Origin of the sequence: uncultured Roseobacter sp. (genome assembly GCF_947501835.1) — a bacterium.
Taxonomy (GTDB): domain Bacteria; phylum Pseudomonadota; class Alphaproteobacteria; order Rhodobacterales; family Rhodobacteraceae; genus Roseobacter.
Genome location: NZ_CANMXR010000003.1, coordinates 360,754 through 377,404, shown reverse-complemented (window position 1 = coordinate 377,404; position 16,651 = coordinate 360,754). Strand labels below are relative to the sequence as shown.

16 protein-coding genes are annotated in these 16,651 nt (G+C 61.8%); 4 read left to right on the top strand and 12 right to left on the bottom strand.

The genetic code is table 11. The annotated features are described in order from the left end of the window. Nucleotides 1-21: 21 nt before the first annotated feature. The 4 genes from Q1A20_RS08605 (at nucleotide 22) to Q1A20_RS08590 (ending at nucleotide 5,057) form a co-directional block, all read left to right on the top strand. Complete coding sequence (locus tag Q1A20_RS08605; RefSeq protein WP_299916749.1) at nucleotides 22-1,347, top strand: lyase family protein; 1,326 nt, start codon at nucleotides 22-24, stop codon at nucleotides 1,345-1,347. 3 nt (nucleotides 1,348-1,350) lie between these two features. Next, on the top strand, nucleotides 1,351-2,565 hold the full coding sequence (locus tag Q1A20_RS08600) for a TCR/Tet family MFS transporter (protein WP_299916748.1): 1,215 nt from the start codon (nucleotides 1,351-1,353) through the stop codon (nucleotides 2,563-2,565). Nucleotides 2,566-2,676: 111 nt separating this feature from the next. Then, a complete protein-coding gene (locus Q1A20_RS08595; protein WP_299402928.1) occupies nucleotides 2,677-3,768 on the top strand; it encodes a Zn-dependent alcohol dehydrogenase in 1,092 nt (363 codons plus the stop codon). 56 nt (nucleotides 3,769-3,824) lie between these two features. Then, complete coding sequence (locus tag Q1A20_RS08590) at nucleotides 3,825-5,057, top strand: mandelate racemase/muconate lactonizing enzyme family protein (RefSeq protein WP_299402927.1); 1,233 nt, start codon at nucleotides 3,825-3,827, stop codon at nucleotides 5,055-5,057. A gap of 2 nt (nucleotides 5,058-5,059) precedes the next feature. Here the strand turns inward: Q1A20_RS08590 and Q1A20_RS08585 are convergent, their stop codons facing one another. The 12 genes from Q1A20_RS08585 to Q1A20_RS08530 form a co-directional block, all read right to left on the bottom strand. Next, nucleotides 5,060-5,752 carry an RraA family protein gene (locus Q1A20_RS08585; RefSeq protein ID WP_299402926.1) on the bottom strand — a complete coding sequence of 231 codons (693 nt, stop codon included), beginning with the start codon at nucleotides 5,750-5,752 and terminating at the stop codon, nucleotides 5,060-5,062. Continuing rightward, on the bottom strand, nucleotides 5,752-6,879 hold the full coding sequence (locus tag Q1A20_RS08580) for a cobalamin-independent methionine synthase II family protein (RefSeq protein ID WP_299916747.1): 1,128 nt from the start codon (nucleotides 6,877-6,879) through the stop codon (nucleotides 5,752-5,754). Before Q1A20_RS08580 ends, Q1A20_RS08585 begins: the two co-directional genes overlap by 1 nt. A gap of 10 nt (nucleotides 6,880-6,889) precedes the next feature. Further along, complete coding sequence (locus Q1A20_RS08575; protein WP_298973740.1) at nucleotides 6,890-7,501, bottom strand: class I SAM-dependent methyltransferase; 612 nt, start codon at nucleotides 7,499-7,501, stop codon at nucleotides 6,890-6,892. Continuing rightward, complete coding sequence (locus Q1A20_RS08570) at nucleotides 7,489-8,454, bottom strand: cupin domain-containing protein (RefSeq protein WP_298973743.1); 966 nt, start codon at nucleotides 8,452-8,454, stop codon at nucleotides 7,489-7,491. The genes Q1A20_RS08575 and Q1A20_RS08570 overlap by 13 nt, the downstream gene beginning before the upstream one ends. A 138-nt stretch (nucleotides 8,455-8,592) precedes the next feature. Beyond that, nucleotides 8,593-9,567: an ester cyclase gene (locus Q1A20_RS08565; RefSeq protein WP_298973745.1), complete on the bottom strand. Its 975-nt coding sequence runs from the start codon at nucleotides 9,565-9,567 to the stop codon at nucleotides 8,593-8,595. Next, nucleotides 9,564-10,580: a LacI family DNA-binding transcriptional regulator gene (locus Q1A20_RS08560; protein ID WP_299916746.1), complete on the bottom strand. Its 1,017-nt coding sequence runs from the start codon at nucleotides 10,578-10,580 to the stop codon at nucleotides 9,564-9,566. Before Q1A20_RS08560 ends, Q1A20_RS08565 begins: the two co-directional genes overlap by 4 nt. Nucleotides 10,581-10,598: 18 nt before the next feature. Further along, nucleotides 10,599-11,357 carry an SDR family oxidoreductase gene (locus Q1A20_RS08555; protein ID WP_299402917.1) on the bottom strand — a complete coding sequence of 253 codons (759 nt, stop codon included), beginning with the start codon at nucleotides 11,355-11,357 and terminating at the stop codon, nucleotides 10,599-10,601. Next, nucleotides 11,357-12,403, bottom strand: coding sequence for an ester cyclase (locus Q1A20_RS08550; protein ID WP_299916745.1), 1,047 nt, complete (start codon nucleotides 12,401-12,403; stop codon nucleotides 11,357-11,359). Before Q1A20_RS08550 ends, Q1A20_RS08555 begins: the two co-directional genes overlap by 1 nt. 58 nt (nucleotides 12,404-12,461) lie before the next feature. Further along, nucleotides 12,462-13,790 (bottom strand): histidinol dehydrogenase, encoded by a 1,329-nt coding sequence (hisD, locus tag Q1A20_RS08545; protein ID WP_299916744.1) that lies wholly within the window; start codon nucleotides 13,788-13,790, stop codon nucleotides 12,462-12,464. 12 nt (nucleotides 13,791-13,802) lie between these two features. Next, on the bottom strand, nucleotides 13,803-14,333 hold the full coding sequence (locus tag Q1A20_RS08540; RefSeq protein ID WP_299916743.1) for an ester cyclase: 531 nt from the start codon (nucleotides 14,331-14,333) through the stop codon (nucleotides 13,803-13,805). 49 nt (nucleotides 14,334-14,382) lie between these two features. Further along, nucleotides 14,383-15,540 (bottom strand): carbohydrate ABC transporter permease, encoded by a 1,158-nt coding sequence (locus Q1A20_RS08535; RefSeq protein ID WP_298973764.1) that lies wholly within the window; start codon nucleotides 15,538-15,540, stop codon nucleotides 14,383-14,385. Continuing rightward, complete coding sequence (locus Q1A20_RS08530) at nucleotides 15,540-16,565, bottom strand: carbohydrate ABC transporter permease (protein WP_298973766.1); 1,026 nt, start codon at nucleotides 16,563-16,565, stop codon at nucleotides 15,540-15,542. The genes Q1A20_RS08535 and Q1A20_RS08530 overlap by 1 nt, the downstream gene beginning before the upstream one ends. Between the last annotated feature and the right edge of the window lie 86 nt (nucleotides 16,566-16,651).

Below are 16,651 nucleotides of genomic sequence, written 5' to 3'. Positions count from 1 at the left end.
GGGAACAGGGCCCCCTGATCCATGGCGGCAAGCGTCTTTGACAGCCCGCTCTATGCGCGCCTCTTTCCGACCGGGGACGCAGGCCGCCTTTTCTCCGACAGCGCAGCGCTACGCGCGATGCTGCTGGTCGAGGGCGCATTGGCTAAGGCGCAGGGTGCCATGGGGATTATCCCTGAACTCAGCGCCGCCGCGATCCACCGCGCCACGCTGGAAATCCAGATCGATCCCGGCGCGCTGGCTCAGGCGACCGGGCAAAACGGGGTTTGCGTGCCGGGCCTGGTCGCCGCTTTTCGCGCGGAAATGAACGCGCCGGAGCATGCGCAATACCTGCATTGGGGGGCGACGTCGCAGGACATCATCGACACCGGTCTGATGTTGCGACTGCGCCAGGCCCTCGCGCTGGCCGAGGCTGATTTACGGACCATCGTCGCGGCGCTGGCAGATCAGGCGGAAACCCATGATGATCTGCCGATGCCCGCACGCACCTATGGTCAACAGGCCACGCCCACCAGCTGGGGCGCGGTGCTAGCAAGCTGGGGCATGCCGCTGCTGGACGCGCTGGAGGCGCTGCCCGACCTGCGGGAAACATCGCTCTGGGTGTCGCTGTCTGGTGCCACGGGGACGTCCGCGGCGCTGGGGGACGAGGCTGCCGCGCTACGCGAAGCCTTGGCAGAGGGCTTGGGCCTGCACGACCCGGCACGCTCCTGGCACACCGACCGGGGGCCGATGTTGCGGATCGCCGGTTGGATGGCACAGGTGACAGCAACCCTGGGCGGCATGGGGCAAACGCTGACGGCTCTCGCGGCGACAGAGGTGCAGGAGGTCACAACCGGCCCGGCCGGAGCGTCGTCAACCATGCCGCAAAAGCAAAACCCGGTGGGGGCGTCGGCGCTTGTCGCCTTGTCGCATCAAACCGCCGGCTTGCTGGCCGCCCTGCAATCCGCAGCATCCCATCAACACCAGCGCGATGGGGCGTCGTGGTTCACCGAGTGGATGCTCATGCCGCAAATCGCGCTTAGCTGTGCATCGGCGCTGCAGCAGGCTGTTTCCCTGGCCCAGTCGATACAGCCGAACCCGGCGCAAATGGCGCGGGCCTTTGAGCGAGGACAGGGATTGCTCCACGCCGAGGCCTTGAGCTTTGCCCTGGCTGCACAGATGCCCCGCCCCGATGCTCAAGCAGCCACAAAAGCGCTCTGCGCCGAGGTCGCGCAGACAGGCGTGCCGCTGTGGGACCTCGCCCGCATGCACTATCCGACCCTGCCTGCATCACTCTTCGATCCGAAGGCGCAATTGGGTCAGGCCCCGGCTGAGGCACGTGCTTTTGCGGCACGTGCGCGAACGCTCTGACCCATGCGCCCTGCCGTTTCGTTCATCCTGATCACCGTAATGCTCGATTCCATGGGCATCGGGCTGATCGTCCCGGTGATGCCCGACCTTATTCAGGAAATCCAAGGCTCCGATCTGGGGACCGCGGCGCTTTGGGGTGGCATCCTGTCGACCACATTCGCCGTGATGCAGTTTCTCTTCGGTCCGGTGATCGGCGGTCTGTCTGACCGCTTTGGTCGACGCCCGGTACTGTTGATCTCGCTGGTCGTGATGGCATTGGATTATCTGGTGATGGCAGTTGCGGGCAGCATCGCGCTGTTGATGCTGGGCCGGATCGTCGGCGGCATCACGGCGGCAACACAATCGACGGCCAATGCTTATATGGCCGACATCAGCCGCCCCGAAGACCGCGCCGCAAACTTCGGGTTGGTCGGCGCGGCCTTCGGCTTGGGATTCGTTCTGGGGCCGCTTTTGGGCGGTTTGCTGGCCGAATTCGGCACCCGCGCGCCGTTTTATGCCGCTGCCGCTCTCGCCGCCCTCAACGCGGTCTTCGGCTACGTCGTCCTGCGCGAAACCGTGACCGATGACATCCGCCGCCCGTTTCGATGGAAACGCGCCAACCCCTTGGGCAGTTTCCGCCAACTTGGCCGCTTGCCCGGGCTGGGCCCGCCGCTCATCGTCTTTTTCCTCTATCAACTGGCTTTCATGGTCTACCCCGCCGTCTGGGCCTATTTCGGCAAGGAGCGTTTTGGTTGGGAGCCTGCCACCATCGGGCTCAGCCTTGCACTTTTCGGCATCATGCTGGCCATTGTCCAGGGCGGGTTGATCCGCTGGGTGCTACGCCTGCTGGGCGAACGCGGCACTGTCGTCTATGGGCATCTCATTGATGTTGCGGCTTTTCTGGCCATTGCCTTTGTGACCAGCGGAACCATCGCCCTCATTCTGACCCCCATAGCGGCCCTCGCCGCCGTGATCACCCCTGCCCTGCAAGGCATCATGTCAAAAGCGGTCGGTCCCGACGCGCAGGGCGAATTGCAGGGTGCGCTCACCTCCGTCACAGCACTTGCGATGATCCTGTCCCCGATGATGATGACCAGTGCCTTCGCCGCTTTCACCGACACCAACGCTGCCGTTTACATGCCCGGCGCGCCCTTTGTCCTCTCCGCGGGGCTGATTGTGGTGGGATTGGTCGTCTTCGTCGCCTACCCTCCGCGCAAAACCGCCCCCGTGGAAGGATAACAACAACGACACGGGCATGTCGCAATGTGTCTTGCGCGCAGGGCGCCATCGGGTCACCCTCAACGCTGACATCCAGCGCATTGGCGTGCGAAGCAGAAAGACAGTTCATCCATGCAGACGATCAAAGCCGCTGTTTGCCACAAATTTGGTGCTCCCCTGAAAATCGAAGATATCCAATTGCGCGTGCCTGCGCTGGGTGAAGTGGAGGTGACACTCGACGCCGTGGCGATCTGCCATTCCGATATTTCCTATGCCGATGGCGCCTGGGGCGGGTCCCTGCCCGCGGTCTACGGCCACGAGGCCGCGGGCATCGTCAGCGCAGTTGGTGAGGGCGTTCGAGGGCTGTCAGCGGGCGATAGCGTTGTGGTGACCCTGATCCGCGCCTGTGGCAGTTGTGGCAGCTGCGCCGGAGGCAAGCCGACCTTGTGTGAAACGCCCTATGATGGCGATCAGGGCCCGATTAAAACCGCAGATGGTGGCAAATTGCATCAGGCGATGGCCACCGGCGCTTTTGCGGAAAAGGTCGTTGTCGATCAAAATCAGGTGGTGCGGATCAATGCCGACATGCCCAAGGACGCCGCGAGCCTGATTGCCTGCGGGGTGATTACCGGGGTCGGCGCCGTGGTCAATGCAGCCCAATTGCGTGCAGGTCAGGATGTGGTTGTCATCGGCGCCGGTGGCGTCGGTTTGAACGCGATCCAGGGCGCGCGTATCGCAGGCGCACGCCGCATTGTGGCGGTTGATATGAGCGCGGAGAAGCTGGAAACCGCCAAGGAATTTGGCGCGACGGATGGTGTTCTGGCCACGCAAGACAAACCCTGGAAAGCCGCCTTCAAGGCGCTCGGCGGAAAAGGTGCCGACGCTGTGATCGTCACCGTTGGGGCGATCCCGGCCTATGATCAGGCACCGCGCTATCTGGGCATGGGCGGCAAGGTGATCATCGTGGGCATGCCGCATTCCGGGGCGCAATCCTCTTATGAACCGGTGATCCTGGCGGCGGTGGGTCAGGGCATGATCGGATCCAAAATGGGCGATGTGGTGATCCAGCGTGACATCCCATGGATGGTCGATCTCTACGCGCAGGGACGCTTGAAGCTTGATGAATTGATCTCGGGTCGCTGGCGACTTGACCAGATTAACGAAGCCATTGCTGACACGAAATCCGGTGCCGCCCGGCGTAATGTGATCCTCTTTGATCGGTAAACCCCTCAAACAGATGCGCTAAGCTTCGGCCCACCATTTGGCAAAAGGACGCCGTGATGAAACTGCAGGACCTCGACATCATCGTTACCGCGCCCCCGGCGCCGGGCTGGGGTGGACGCTATTGGATATTGGTGAAACTGACCACGGACAATGGCATCACCGGCTGGGGGGAATGTTATGCGTCTTCCGTCGGGCCCGACGCCATGCGTGCGGTGATCGAAAATGTCTTTGCGCGGCACATGGCGGGCGAAAACCCCGAAAACATCGAACTGATGTTCCGCCGCGCCTATTCCTCAGGCTTTACCCAGCGGCCCGATCTGACGGTGATGGGGGCATTCTCCGGGCTGGAGATCGCCTGCTGGGACATCCTGGGCAAAGCACGTGAGCGCCCGGTCTGGGCGCTGCTGGGTGGCCGCATGAACGAACGCATCCGCGCTTACACCTATCTCTACCCGCTGCCGAAACACGATATGACCGCCTTCTGGACCTTGCCCGAGATGGCGGCCGAGGCCGCTGCCGATTGTGTCGCCCGGGGCTATACGGCGGTTAAATTTGACCCGGCAGGCCCCTACACCCTGCGCGGGGGGCACATGCCCGCGATGAGCGATATTTCCCAATCCGTGGCCTTCTGCAAAGCCATCCGGGAGGCGGTGGGCGACAAAGCCGATTTGCTTTTCGGCACCCATGGTCAGTTCACGACCGCGGGGGCCATCCGCCTCGGTCAGGCGCTGGAACCCTATTCACCGCTCTGGTTCGAAGAGCCGATCCCGCCCGATGCCACCGACGAAATGGCCAAGGTCGCGCGCGCCGTGCGCATCCCCGTGGCCACGGGCGAACGCCTGACCACCAAGGCCGAATTCGCGCCCGTTCTGCGCGCCGGGGCGGCCAGCATCCTGCAGCCTGCCTTGGGCCGGGCCGGGGGCATCTGGGAAATGAAAAAGGTCGCCGCCCTGGCCGAGGTTTACAATGCTCAGATGGCGCCGCACCTTTATGCTGGCCCTGTGGAGTGGGCCGCGAACATCCACCTTGCCGCTTCCATTCCCAACCTGCTGATGGCGGAAACGATCGAGACACCCTTTCACGACGCACTCATCAAGGGCAGCATCCAGGTGGAGGCGGGTTTTGTCGCGCCGCCTGAAGCGCCCGGTCTGGGCATCGACGTGGACGAGGAACTGGCCCGCGCGCATCCCTACACCGGCACCGGCCTGCACCTGGAAATGCAGGAAGCACCCTGCGACTACGTCAACGGCAATGCCTTTGAAGGCGGCGCACCTGCGCCAAAGGGGTAGCCTCAGGTCCGAGAGGCTTCAAACGCGGCCCAGGCGGTTTCAAATTCCGCAAAGCTGATCCGTTTGTCTTTGACCGCCTCGAAAACGATCTTTTCTGAGGCAAAGAGCTGCGCGATGGCCTCGGCGAGGCGCGGCACAATATCATCCGGGATCACAACCCCGCCGTGACGGTCCGCGTGGATCAACGCGCCGGGGGCCACGGACATACCACAAATCTCCACCTCGATATCGAAATCGAGCACATGCACAAACCCGTGGCTTGGCCCGATGGAGCCTGCCACCACCGGGAAGCCATCCGGTAGGTCTCCCAGATCGCGCATCACCCCGTCCGTCAGCGCCCCGGCAAGGCCAAAGGCCTTGTGGATATTGGTGTTGACCTCACCCCAATAGGCGCCAATGGCGTTCGGGACATCCATGTCCTGCACAGCAGCCACGGCGGGACGCGGGCCCTCGGCCATGTATTTGTAATACGCCATGCGCCGGGCCTTGATCACCTCGGGCGCTTCGGATGGCGGGGTAACGGCCTGAATGCGCGCGGTGCGCGCGTAGCCCACCATTGCCTGCCCCGGAGCCGAGCATTGCATCGTGCCGCGGGTAAAATCGTTGAAGCCGCGCTTGCCCTGCGCCACTTCGATGGCGTTGCAGACGGTGGGCGTGTCAACGCTGCGCAGCAGGTCCAGAAGGGCGGCGTCCATCACCGTCCCTCCGCCATTGCCGCACCATCGCGCAGTGCTTCGAGTTTGGCGAAAGCGATATCGGGATCGACCGCGCCGAACCCTGCGAATGTGCCAAAGCCGCAGTCCGAGCCGGCCACAACCCGGTCTGCGCCCACAATGCCTGCAAACCGTTCAATCCGCTGGGCGACCAGTTCGGGGTGTTCCACGAAGTTGGTTGTCGTATCCACAACGCCCGGCACCAGCACCTTGTCGTCCGGGATATCTGCCTTGCGGTCGCGAAAGACGGTCCATTCATGCGCATGGCGGGGGTTCGAGGTTTCAAAGAGCAGGTAGCTCGCCTGCGTCGACATCAGCGTGTCAAAGACCTTCTCCATCCCGATGTCGCAGACATGCGGCCCCTCGTAATTGCCCCAGCAGATGTGCACGCGCACACGCTCCTGCGGGATGCCTTCGAGCGCATGGTTCAGTGCCTCCACATGGGCACCCGCGATTTTCAGGAATTCCGCGTCAGACAGATCGTTGAAAAGCATGTGCCGCGACAGCGCGAGATCCGGACAATCGAGCTGCAGATCGAGCCCGGCGGCGACGATGGTCCGATACTCCTCGCGCATCGCATCGGCCAGCGCCGCGAGATAGGCATCGCGAGTCTTGTAGTGATCGTTTTGCAGGAAAAGCGAGATAACCCCGGGAGAGGCCGCATTCATGAAACCCCGCGCCGCGCCATGTTGCGCCATCGCCGCCTTGAGGTTGGCAATATCTTTCTGCAACTCGCCCTGCCCCTTGGATTTAACCTCACCCGTGCACATCGGCCGCGCGTATTTCGGAGTGCCGCCATCCTCGGCCAGACGTTTGAGAAAGCTGGGGAATTTCTTCAGATCAGCAGGCGCGTTGCGCGGGCTGTCGCCTGAAAACCCGGTGTAGCGGTCCTTGACGTAGGTGGCGTAAGAGATCTTGGAGGTCTCTCCATCGCTGACAATGCCCACGCCCGCAGCCACCTGTTTGGCGACGGTATCGGAGACGGCCCGCGTCATCGCCGCGTCAAATTCTGCCGAGTCATAGGGCGTGCCGTGCTCGCGCGCGAAAATGAAATCGACGACCTCTTGGGTGCGGGGCAGCGAGCCTGCGTGCGTGGTCAGGATGGACATGGCAATCTCCTCAGATCTTGCGCGCCATGAGCACGCTGTGTTTGTTGGTCTCCGGGTCCTCGGCAAGATACCCGGTCAGGCGAAGGCCGTTTTGCTCAAGACAGGTGGCGTATTGCGCCGGAGAGAGCGAGGCGTGATAGACGGGCTGGTCACCGACGGTGCCGGTCGCCTCACCGGCATCAGGTCCCACCGTCATCAAAAGCGACGCGCCGGAGGTCAGATGCGCAGCCATACGGGCGATACAGCCGCGCTGTTCGTCGGGCGTGAGGTGGAAGAAGCTGTCCCAGGCGATGATCCCATCGAAGGTCTCGCCCAGATCGAAGCGGCGCATGTCACCCTGCCGCCAGTCACCCTGGGGCCAGCGACTGCGTGCGATCTCCAGCATGGCATCGGCGAAATCGACACCCGTCACCTCGAAGCCTTCAGCAAGGAACCAACGCGCGATGGGCTCTCCCGTCCCGCACCCCAGGTCAAGAACGCGACCTCCCGTCGGCAGACAAGCGGCAAACCGCGCGAGCCACCGCGCCTCGAAGAGCGCGCGGGAGCGTTGCGCATCGTAAAGCGCGGCCTGGGTTTCATAGACATCGCGGGTGTCGCCCGGATCTGCAGTCATCCCTGCCATGTGGCACCAGCCGGGTCATCCGTGCCCACGATGTGATAGAGGGCGGCATCGCCGGTCATCGATGGCACGGCGTTGTGCATCAGGTTTTCCGGCACCGACATCGTATCGCCAGGGGCCAGCGTCGCGGTGCCGCCTTCCCATGTGACTTTCCAGTGCCCGGTGACCGGCATGAGTACCGAAGGCCGGTCATGCTGATGCATGTCTGTGCTGGCGGAGCCACGGGTCACCAGCGCCACCTCGAACCCCGGCTTGTCGCGCAGCATTGCCTCTGCGCCAATGACACTTGCAGGTGTCTTGTCGGCCAGCGACACCATATCCCAATAGCGCGCGACGTAGCCCGGGATCACATCGGCTGTGGTCGGTTCGGGAAAGCTTTTGAGCGCGTCTTCGGTCAGGAGCGGCATCGGCTTCACACCCTCCGGCAGCGTATGGCCCTGTTTGCTGTCATAGAGCTTGCCCTCTTCCGACAGCACCAGCCCGTGATCTGCGGCGTCCTCGATCACCTGCGGCGCCCAGATCACGCCGCCGCCCGCGTCGTCGCCGCCAAGGATCGCCATGATCATACCGTAGTCATTGCCGATGTTCTCGAATCCACGGAAGATACCGGTGGGGATGTTGAAGATATCGCCCTCTTCCAGCACCACCTCGCCCGCATCACCCCAGCGGCCCCAGAAAAACCGCCAGCGGCCTTTCAGCACAAAGAACACCTCTGCCGTGCGGTGGCTGTGCAGCGAATTGCGGCACTTGGGCGGCTGGCCCGCCGCGCCGATGTTGAACCCATGCGGGATCGCGATATGCACATGCTGATCGGGGCTTTCCGACACACCGCCGCCGATGATCGTGAAGTTTTCCTTCTGATCGGAGCCGGGTGTGTGGGCGTCGATGAAGGCGGTCTTGCAAGGCATCAAATCGCCGTAGCGGACGATGCGGGTTTCCATCTCTTGTGGTGTCATGTCTTTGGTCCTTGTCTGAATGGGAAGTAAGTGGGTGAGGTCACCCGTTCCCCGGTGGACGCAGGTTCAGACGGCGCGCGCGCAGCGACGCCCGCCAGAGGTGGTATCGGCGCAGATCTTCATGGATCGCGCGGGGCATCAGAGCTCTCCTGTGTGCAGCAGGATCTGTTTCCAGATCGTGGTCTCATCAAAGATGACATATTCACGGCGCAGCCCCCAGGGGCCGAATTCTGCGTGGCTGATCCCCAAAAGGTAAACCTCCGCACCCGTCGGCGCCCCGAACCGCCCCCAGCCGGAGTGTTTGCCCTGCAATGACCAGCGCAGCGCTGCGCGGGGTGGCATCATCGGGTCGTCGCGTCCGATCTGGTGATCGATCTGGAAGGTGGCATCCGGGAAAGACGCCCGCAGCCCCATCCAGAATTGATCAACGTCGCCGTGGCTATGTCCGGTCTGTCCGCCCGGGTATTCCACGTGGCAAGCACGGTCATATTCCACAGGGATTGCCGCCATATCCGCACCCATGATCCGGGTGAGGATATCGGCGTATTTGGCCCCCCATGCGTTGTCATTCCCCCGACCTTTGTAGGGACCGGGCTGATCTGTCGCCGGGCTGAGCGGTTGGGTGCAGGCCTCTGGCCCGCCTTCGCGCGCGATCAGATCGGCGGCGTAGTCTTTCGGATCCATGCCCAGTTGGCGCACGATGGCGCCCTGATCCCGGATCAGCCATTCATCATTGATCTGATTGTTGATGGCGTGGCAGTCAGCCATGATCCGGTAGGTCAGTTTCTTGCCCGTCGCCTTGCCGTAAACCCCGTCATGCGCATGGGTCGCCGTGCTGAGCAAACGGTGCGAGGACAGCATGCCCTCCTCCGGTGTGCCCGACCAGATCACATCCTCCCCCAACAGTGTCCGATCCGGGAATTCGGCCAGCGTGGCCATGGTCGCACCAATCACATTCTGGTTGCCAATGACCACCGAGGCCGGGGAGCGGACAACGATGTCGTCGGAATAATACTGATGCAGGGTCGCAATGCCGCGATCCTCCCAGATCTCCCTGGTGATCCCGATGATGTAATCGGGGAAATCCTTGAATTTGGGATCGAAGCCTTTCATAGCGTGCAACTTTCAGGTTTGCGGGCAGAGCCGCGGATGATCAATGGGCCGTCGAGGGTGATGCGGCGGGGTGCTTCGTCTTCTTCGGAAAGGCGTGCCAACAGGGCCTCGACCGTGGCAGCCACCATGCGGTTGGCGGGCTGGCGCACGGTTGTGAGGTCATAGCTGGGCCAATGTGAGAGTGTCACGTCGTCATAGCCCACCACCGAAACATCCTCCGGCACGCGCAGACCAAGTTCAAACCGCAGCACATCCATCACCGCAAAGGCCATGTGATCGTTGGCGACAAACACCGCGTCGGGTCGTTCTTGCGTTCCAAACATCTGTCGCGCGGCGTTTTGGGCGGTCTCGAAGTTGAAATTCCCGATGCCACGGGCAAAGAGCGAGACCCCCGCCTCTTTCAAGCCCGCCATGAACCCCGCTTCGCGGTCGATCTGGGTCGAGGCATCTTCCCAGCCTGCGATATGGGCAATCCGCTTGTGACCGCCCGCAATCAGGAACTCCGCCAGCTTGCGCCCGCCTGCCACATTATCCGATGTCACGCTGGTGAGCCGCTCGTCATACTGGTGCCGGTTGAATAGCACGATGGGGATACCGAGGCCTTCGCACCGTTTCGTCAGGTCGCTCGACAGGCCCACGGAGGCAGCGATGATTGCATCCACCTGGTAGTCCAGCAGCTCATCAATCACCGTCTGCGTGGCGGCGTGATCGTTCGACGCCATGAAAACCAGAACATGATAGCCCTCGGCTTGCAGCGCCTTTGACAGGCGTTCGATGGCTTCCGGGTAGAACTGGTTTTCCAGGTAGGCGACGACCAGTCCAATGATCCGGCTGCGCCCGGTGATCAGCGAACGCGCCAACACGTTGGGACGGTAGCCCAGCTGTGCTGCCGCCTTGCGCACCTTTTCCGCCGTGCTTTTGCTGACGGAGGCCCCGGGGGTAAACACGCGGCTGACCGCAGATCGGCTGACCCCGGCCCGTTCCGCCACTTCCACTGAAGTCACTTTACCCATGTTGCCTGATCCCGATCTTCAACCCGCCGTCCAGCCGCCGTCGATCATCATCGAGGTGCCGGTGATCATGGCCGAGGCATCCGACGCCAGAAAAAGCGCGGCCCCCATGATGTCTTCCACTTCACCCACGCGCGGCAGTTTGATCTTGTCCATGATCCAGGCCAACCGTTCAGGATTGTCAAACGTCACCGCAGACAGGGGCGTGCGAATGAACGTGGGGCAGATCGTGTTGATGCGGACCCCCGACTTGCCCCATTCGATGGCCATGGCTTTCACCATACCCTCAAGCCCGTGTTTTGACGCGCAATAAACAGCGCGATCCACCCCACCCACATGACCCATCTGGCTGGAAATATGGATGATCGACCCCGGCAGCCCTGCGCCCATCAGTGCCTTGGCCGCCTGCGCAGACAAAAAATACGCGCTGCGCAGGTTCACATGCATCACCGCATCATAGTCTTCGGGCGTGGTCTGGACGGCGGGCCCATGACGCGCCAGCCCGGCTGAGTTGATCACGATGTCAAAGGGCTCTTCAAAAGCAGCCGGTAGCGCACCTAGATCACCTTGATCCAGCGGCATGGCTTCGGCGGACCAGCCCTGCCCCGCCATCGCATTCACCGATGCCTGCAAGACATCCGCGCGCCGGGCCGCGCACACCACATGGGCGCCAGCCTCGGCAACCGCCACGGCACACCCCAACCCGATGCCCGACGACGCACCGGTGACCAGTGCTCGCTTTCCCGACAGATCAAATGACGGCGTTTTTGGCAGTTCCATCAAAGTGCAACCCCTGTTGCAGAATCAAACCCAACGCGAGCCTTGTTGAATTCCCGCATGCGCGCGAAAACATCGACCCCGATTTGATCATACATATGCAGCAGGTCCACCAATACCCAGTTTTCTCGGATCAACCCGTTTTCCACCCGCCAGAAATCCAGACTGCGCATTTCGATCTTCTTGCCGGTAGGGGCAATGCCCAACCAGCCGCCCCGAGAAATCGACTGATACATGTCCGGCCAGCCGGTCACCGCCGCGTAATTGCGGTCGCCAAAGAAATGATACTCGATCTCATCCACGTATTGGCCGCGGTCCGGCATGCCGTTGAGGAACGGGATCTGGTGCCACTTGCGGAATCCTTCGATCCCGCGCCCGGTGCCAATGCCGGACGGACCATACCAGCTCATGCGCGGATGCCAGAAGCGCTCCATCTCCATGACCTCCGGCCCGCCTTGCGAAGGGTGGCGCTTGAGATATTCCAACATCTCCACGATGTGCCGGCAGGTGGCGGCCCCCTGCGCCGCATCATAGGGCCCCGGCACCAGCCCGTCACAGGTGGCAGGCCCGGGAATATGCCACTCGCGCCCCAGGCTCGGGCTCATCGGCCAAGCACCCGCCTGCATCATGACCTCTGGCAGATCCCAAAGCGCCTGCATCTCGGCAATCTTGCCGTCCTCGAACCGGTAGAATTCATGAAACCGCAGGTGCATCAGATGCCCGGTTGGTGGAATATCCAGCCACGGCGCGCAGAAGGTGCCGGTGTAAAACCCGCCACAGCCAACCCAGTCAGCCCCTTCAGCTGTAGGCCCCGCCATGACGATGTGATCACGCCGTTCCAAATCAGGCACCGCCTGCACCAGCGGCGCATAGACCGCATCCACATAAGCATCAACGCCGGTGATCGTCTCGAACGGAAAGGCCAGACGGAACAACACATTGGGCGCACAGATCTCATGGAGCACGCGCCGCAGAGCCGCCGGGTCAAAATCATACAGCGCCGCGCGCAGGGGCGCGAGTGTCTCTTTGTTCCGTGAATGCGTATCCATGTCTTCTTCTGGCTTGAAAATATCCCGGGGGTCCGGGGGCAGCGCCCCCGGCTGCTGCTTACTCCGCCGCTTCACGGGCCGGGGCACCCTCACCGTAGGGCACGTTCACCCCGCCATAGCGCCGGACCCGCAGATTGCATTGCTCTGCGTGCCCCACGAACCCCTCCAGCATGCACAAACGCGAACCATAGGCGCCAATCTCGGCGGCGGCCTCATCGGTGGTAACCTTCTGATAGCTGTGCGTTTTCAGGAACTTGCCAACCCAGAGCCCACCGGTATAGCGCCCCGCCTTCTTGGTGGGCAACGTGTGGTTAGTGCCGATCACCTTGTCGCCATTGGCCACATTGGTGCGCGGGCCGAGAAAGAGCGCGCCATAGCAGGTCATGTGCTCCAGAAACCAATCATCCCGTTCGGTCATCACCTGCACATGTTCGCTGGCCACGTCATCCGCAACTTCCAGCATCTCTTCCCAGGTGTCACAGAGGATCACCTCGCCGTACTCCTCCCAGCTGACCTTGGCAGTATCCGCCGTCGGCAGAATGGTCAGGATACGGTCGATTTCGGCCAGCGTCTCCTCGGCCAATTTGCGTGAGTTCGTGAGCAGGACTGCCGGGGAGTTGTACCCGTGTTCAGCCTGCCCCAGCAGATCGGTCGCGCACATTTCCGCGTCCACGGTCTCATCCGCGATCACCATGGTTTCTGTTGGCCCCGCAAAGAGATCGATCCCAACGCGGCCAAAAAGCTGACGTTTGGCTTCGGCTACAAAAGCATTGCCCGGCCCCACGATCATATGCACGGGATCAATGGTGTCTGTACCAAGCGCCATGGCCCCCACCGCCTGAATGCCGCCCATGACGTAGATCTCATGCGCCCCACCCAGATGCATTGCTGCGATCACGCCTGGATTGGGCTTGCCCTTGAAAGGTGGCGTGCAGGCGATGATGCGCGGCACCTTCGCCACACTCGCCGTGGCCACCGACATATGCGCCGAAGCCACCATCGGGAATTTGCCACCCGGCACATAACAGCCCACGGATTGCACAGGGATGTTCTTGTGCCCGAGGATCACGCCCGGCAGAGTTTCGACCTCGATATCGAGCATGGAGTCCCGTTGAGCCTGCGCGAAGTTACGCACCTGCGCTTGCGCGAACTTAATGTCTTCGAGTTCACGCGGGCTGAGTTGCGCGATCAGATCGTCGATCTCATGCTGGCTCAGACGGAAGGAGGCTGGCGAATAACTATCGAACTTCTCGCTCAGTTCCCGCACGGCCACATCACCGCGCATCTCGATATCGGCCAGCGTGGTTTCGACGGCGACGCGGGTTTTTGCGTCATCATCTGCGCGTTCGGCCTCAGGCTTACCACGTTTCAAATACTCAATTGTCATCCGTTGTACTCCTTACTCGCCCGGGCGCGGCGGGGTTTTCTCGCCGCGGTCGAAAGCTTCCCAGCCTTCGCCCTTGAACACGTCCACGCCCAATTGGGCCAACACATGCGGGAAATCGACCATCACCCAGTTGTCGGTGATGCGCCCCTCTTCCACTTTCCAGAAATCCATGTAGCGGATCTCGACCCGCTTGCCGGTCGGCACCACGCCCATGAAGACGCCAGAATGCGTGGCCTCCTGCCGGCCAAAGGCGGCGGCCCATTCGCCCATGTAAAGGCGGGCCTCATCGACGCAGACCTTGTCAGAAAAAGCCGCCTGAAACGGGCGCTGCCAATTGTCCTGAAATTCCTGCAGCCCATTTTTGATGCCGCACCCCTGATTGCCCATCCAGCGGAAGTTTTGCGCAAAGAAGGCCCCGATGTCGTCAATTCGGTGGTCGTTCAGGCCATCGACCATACCTTCAATCACGGCGCGGGTGTCTTCTGTCTTGCTCATATCCGTGTCGCGGCTGAGCACCGCTTGTTCGGGACGTGATCCTTTCATCGCGGCTCCACCTCCGGCGGGCACATATTGGGATTAACGGAAATCAGGGTCATCCTTTGACGGCTCCTGCAGTCAACCCGCTGACAATCTGGCGCTGGAAAACCATGACCAGAAGGAAGAGCGGCGCGGTGATGGAGACGGCAGCGGCCACAGCTTCGACCTGGTCGGTGGTTGTGGTTTCGCGGTTGAAATAGCCCGCGATGGCCGGAACCATCGTCTGGTTCTGCGCATCGAGTAGCAGCGACGTGACAAGGAAGTCATTGTAACCCAAGAGGAAGGAGAAGAGCCCGGTGGTGATGACACCGGGCCACATCACCGGCATGATCACCCGGCGGAAGGCCTGGAAATGGCTGCAGCCATCGACGCGGGCGGCCTCGTCAAGTTCGGCGGGGATGTTCTGGAAGAAGGAGCGTAGCATCCAGATCGTAAACGGCTGGTTGATCGACACCAGCACGGCAATCACCGCCCAGGGCTGGCCATAGAGCGTGGGGGCGCCTTCGCCGAAGATCGGTCGTAAAATTTCGGAGGAGTTGATGAAGACCGGCAGGTAGCCCGCGACCAGCACCGAGTGTGGCAACGCGCGGAAAACCAGCGCCAGGATCAACAACCAGAACGCCAGGTCGGAGCCCGACCGCGCGAGCCCATAGCCCGCGAGTGTGCCGACGGTCAGCGAGATGGTGACCACGCCTGCGGTGACCAGCATGGAGTTGAGGAAGTTGCGGTAGAATTCGTTTTCGGCCCAGACAGCCACGTAGTGCTGGGTCGTAAGGCCCAGCACCGGGTTGCCCAGTGGACCAAGGAGGCTGTTGAGCACGCCCAGCACCAGCGGCAGCACCCCGAAGAAGATAAGGACAAACAGGATGGCATAGGCCAGCGCGCCGATGATCCACCCCAGCACGAGCAACCCAGGCGGGCAGTATCTCTGCACCAGCCCCGGCAAGCGCGTGAAGGCCCAGCGGATGGCGAAATAGAGCACTGCCAGCCCCAAAGCGATGTCGATGATCGACAAGCCATCGCCATTTGCGCGCGTGGCGGGGCCTGTGATGACATCCCATGCGCTGTCGGCGAAGGCGTCGACGGGGGATTTGAAGCTCATGACCGCGATCCAGAAGATCGGGAAGGCGGCAAGCAAGCACCAAAAGGCGAGGAAAGCACCGGAGGAGAAGCGCAGTGCAAAGGACTGCTGCATGGCTTTGGGGGTAGACATCAGTGCGCGCTCCCTTTGTGGTCACGCCAGGTGCGGCGCAGCGGCAGGATCAAGAGGAACACGATCCCGATCATGGTGAGCATGGCGGAGGCGGAGGCCCGCGAGATCGCGCGGTTGCCAGCATCATCCGGCGTCATGAAGTCATAGGTCAGCCATTGCAGCGAGATGACATGCGCCTGGCTGCGGAACCCGACGATTTCCTCGAAGACACGGTAGCAATCCATCAGATGGATGAGCGCGATAAAGACGATGAGCGGCATCAGGTGCGGCACAATCACATGGCGCAGACGCTCCCAGCGGCTGGCCCCATCGATCACGGCGGATTCCAGCGTGTCCATATTCACCGTTTGCAGCCCGGCATAGAAGATCACGAAGGCAAAGGGCGCCACGTGCCAGACCCGGTAGAAATACATCAGCAGCTCGATGGTCCAGGCCTGCGCGAACATGGAGATGTTGGTACCGGTCCACCGCTCCATCATGGCGGTCAGGATGCCATCGCCCACGAAAAGCCAGTAGATCGACAACGAGCCGATCACCGGAGTGATGATGAACGGCAGGAGGGAGATGAAGATGATGGGCCCGCGGATCGAGCGGGTGGCGTTGTTGACTGCAAGCGCAATGGCCAGCCCGACACCAATCACCAAAGGTAGGGTCAACAGGGTAAACGACAGGGTAAATCGCAGCGCTTTCCAGAAATCGATCTGCATGATGTCATTCCAGCTGCCGTTGCCAACGGCCTCCCAAAACTTATCCATCTGCAAAACGTTGCGGTAGCTTTGCAAACCGACCCACCGGGTTTCGGTCATGGTTTTGCCAGCGTCATCCAGTACCGGTACCGTCTTGGTTTCCGTCACACAGGTCTGCGTCAGGAATCCGGGCGTACAGGTTTCCACCTCGACCTGCTGCAATATGGGTTGCGTGACCTGAAAGCTCTGGATGAAAACGCTGACCAAAGGTGCCGCGATAAACAGAAGCATCATAAAGACGGATGGGCCAACAAAGGCGGCAAATGTCTTGAACTTCATGGCACTCTCCTCACGGCAGCACAGATTGCGAATGTTTCTGGTGCGTTTTGCAAAGCCCCTGGTCGAAGCGCTTTGCAAAACACGCC

What these genes read in the sequence shown, in the direction of transcription:
- Q1A20_RS08605 (WP_299916749.1), top strand. Translation starts at nt 22, where the DNA reads ATGGCGGCAAGCGTCTTTGACAGCCCGCTCTATGCGCGCCTCTTTCCG.
- Q1A20_RS08600 (WP_299916748.1), top strand. Translation starts at nt 1,351, where the DNA reads ATGCGCCCTGCCGTTTCGTTCATCCTGATCACCGTAATGCTCGATTCC.
- Q1A20_RS08595 (WP_299402928.1), top strand. Translation starts at nt 2,677, where the DNA reads ATGCAGACGATCAAAGCCGCTGTTTGCCACAAATTTGGTGCTCCCCTG.
- Q1A20_RS08590 (WP_299402927.1), top strand. Translation starts at nt 3,825, where the DNA reads ATGAAACTGCAGGACCTCGACATCATCGTTACCGCGCCCCCGGCGCCG.
- Q1A20_RS08585 (WP_299402926.1), bottom strand. Translation starts at nt 5,752, where the DNA reads ATGGACGCCGCCCTTCTGGACCTGCTGCGCAGCGTTGACACGCCCACC.
- Q1A20_RS08580 (WP_299916747.1), bottom strand. Translation starts at nt 6,879, where the DNA reads ATGTCCATCCTGACCACGCACGCAGGCTCGCTGCCCCGCACCCAAGAG.
- Q1A20_RS08575 (WP_298973740.1), bottom strand. Translation starts at nt 7,501, where the DNA reads ATGGCAGGGATGACTGCAGATCCGGGCGACACCCGCGATGTCTATGAA.
- Q1A20_RS08570 (WP_298973743.1), bottom strand. Translation starts at nt 8,454, where the DNA reads ATGACACCACAAGAGATGGAAACCCGCATCGTCCGCTACGGCGATTTG.
- Q1A20_RS08565 (WP_298973745.1), bottom strand. Translation starts at nt 9,567, where the DNA reads ATGAAAGGCTTCGATCCCAAATTCAAGGATTTCCCCGATTACATCATC.
- Q1A20_RS08560 (WP_299916746.1), bottom strand. Translation starts at nt 10,580, where the DNA reads ATGGGTAAAGTGACTTCAGTGGAAGTGGCGGAACGGGCCGGGGTCAGC.
- Q1A20_RS08555 (WP_299402917.1), bottom strand. Translation starts at nt 11,357, where the DNA reads ATGGAACTGCCAAAAACGCCGTCATTTGATCTGTCGGGAAAGCGAGCA.
- Q1A20_RS08550 (WP_299916745.1), bottom strand. Translation starts at nt 12,403, where the DNA reads ATGGATACGCATTCACGGAACAAAGAGACACTCGCGCCCCTGCGCGCG.
- hisD (WP_299916744.1), bottom strand. Translation starts at nt 13,790, where the DNA reads ATGACAATTGAGTATTTGAAACGTGGTAAGCCTGAGGCCGAACGCGCA.
- Q1A20_RS08540 (WP_299916743.1), bottom strand. Translation starts at nt 14,333, where the DNA reads ATGAAAGGATCACGTCCCGAACAAGCGGTGCTCAGCCGCGACACGGAT.
- Q1A20_RS08535 (WP_298973764.1), bottom strand. Translation starts at nt 15,540, where the DNA reads ATGTCTACCCCCAAAGCCATGCAGCAGTCCTTTGCACTGCGCTTCTCC.
- Q1A20_RS08530 (WP_298973766.1), bottom strand. Translation starts at nt 16,565, where the DNA reads ATGAAGTTCAAGACATTTGCCGCCTTTGTTGGCCCATCCGTCTTTATG.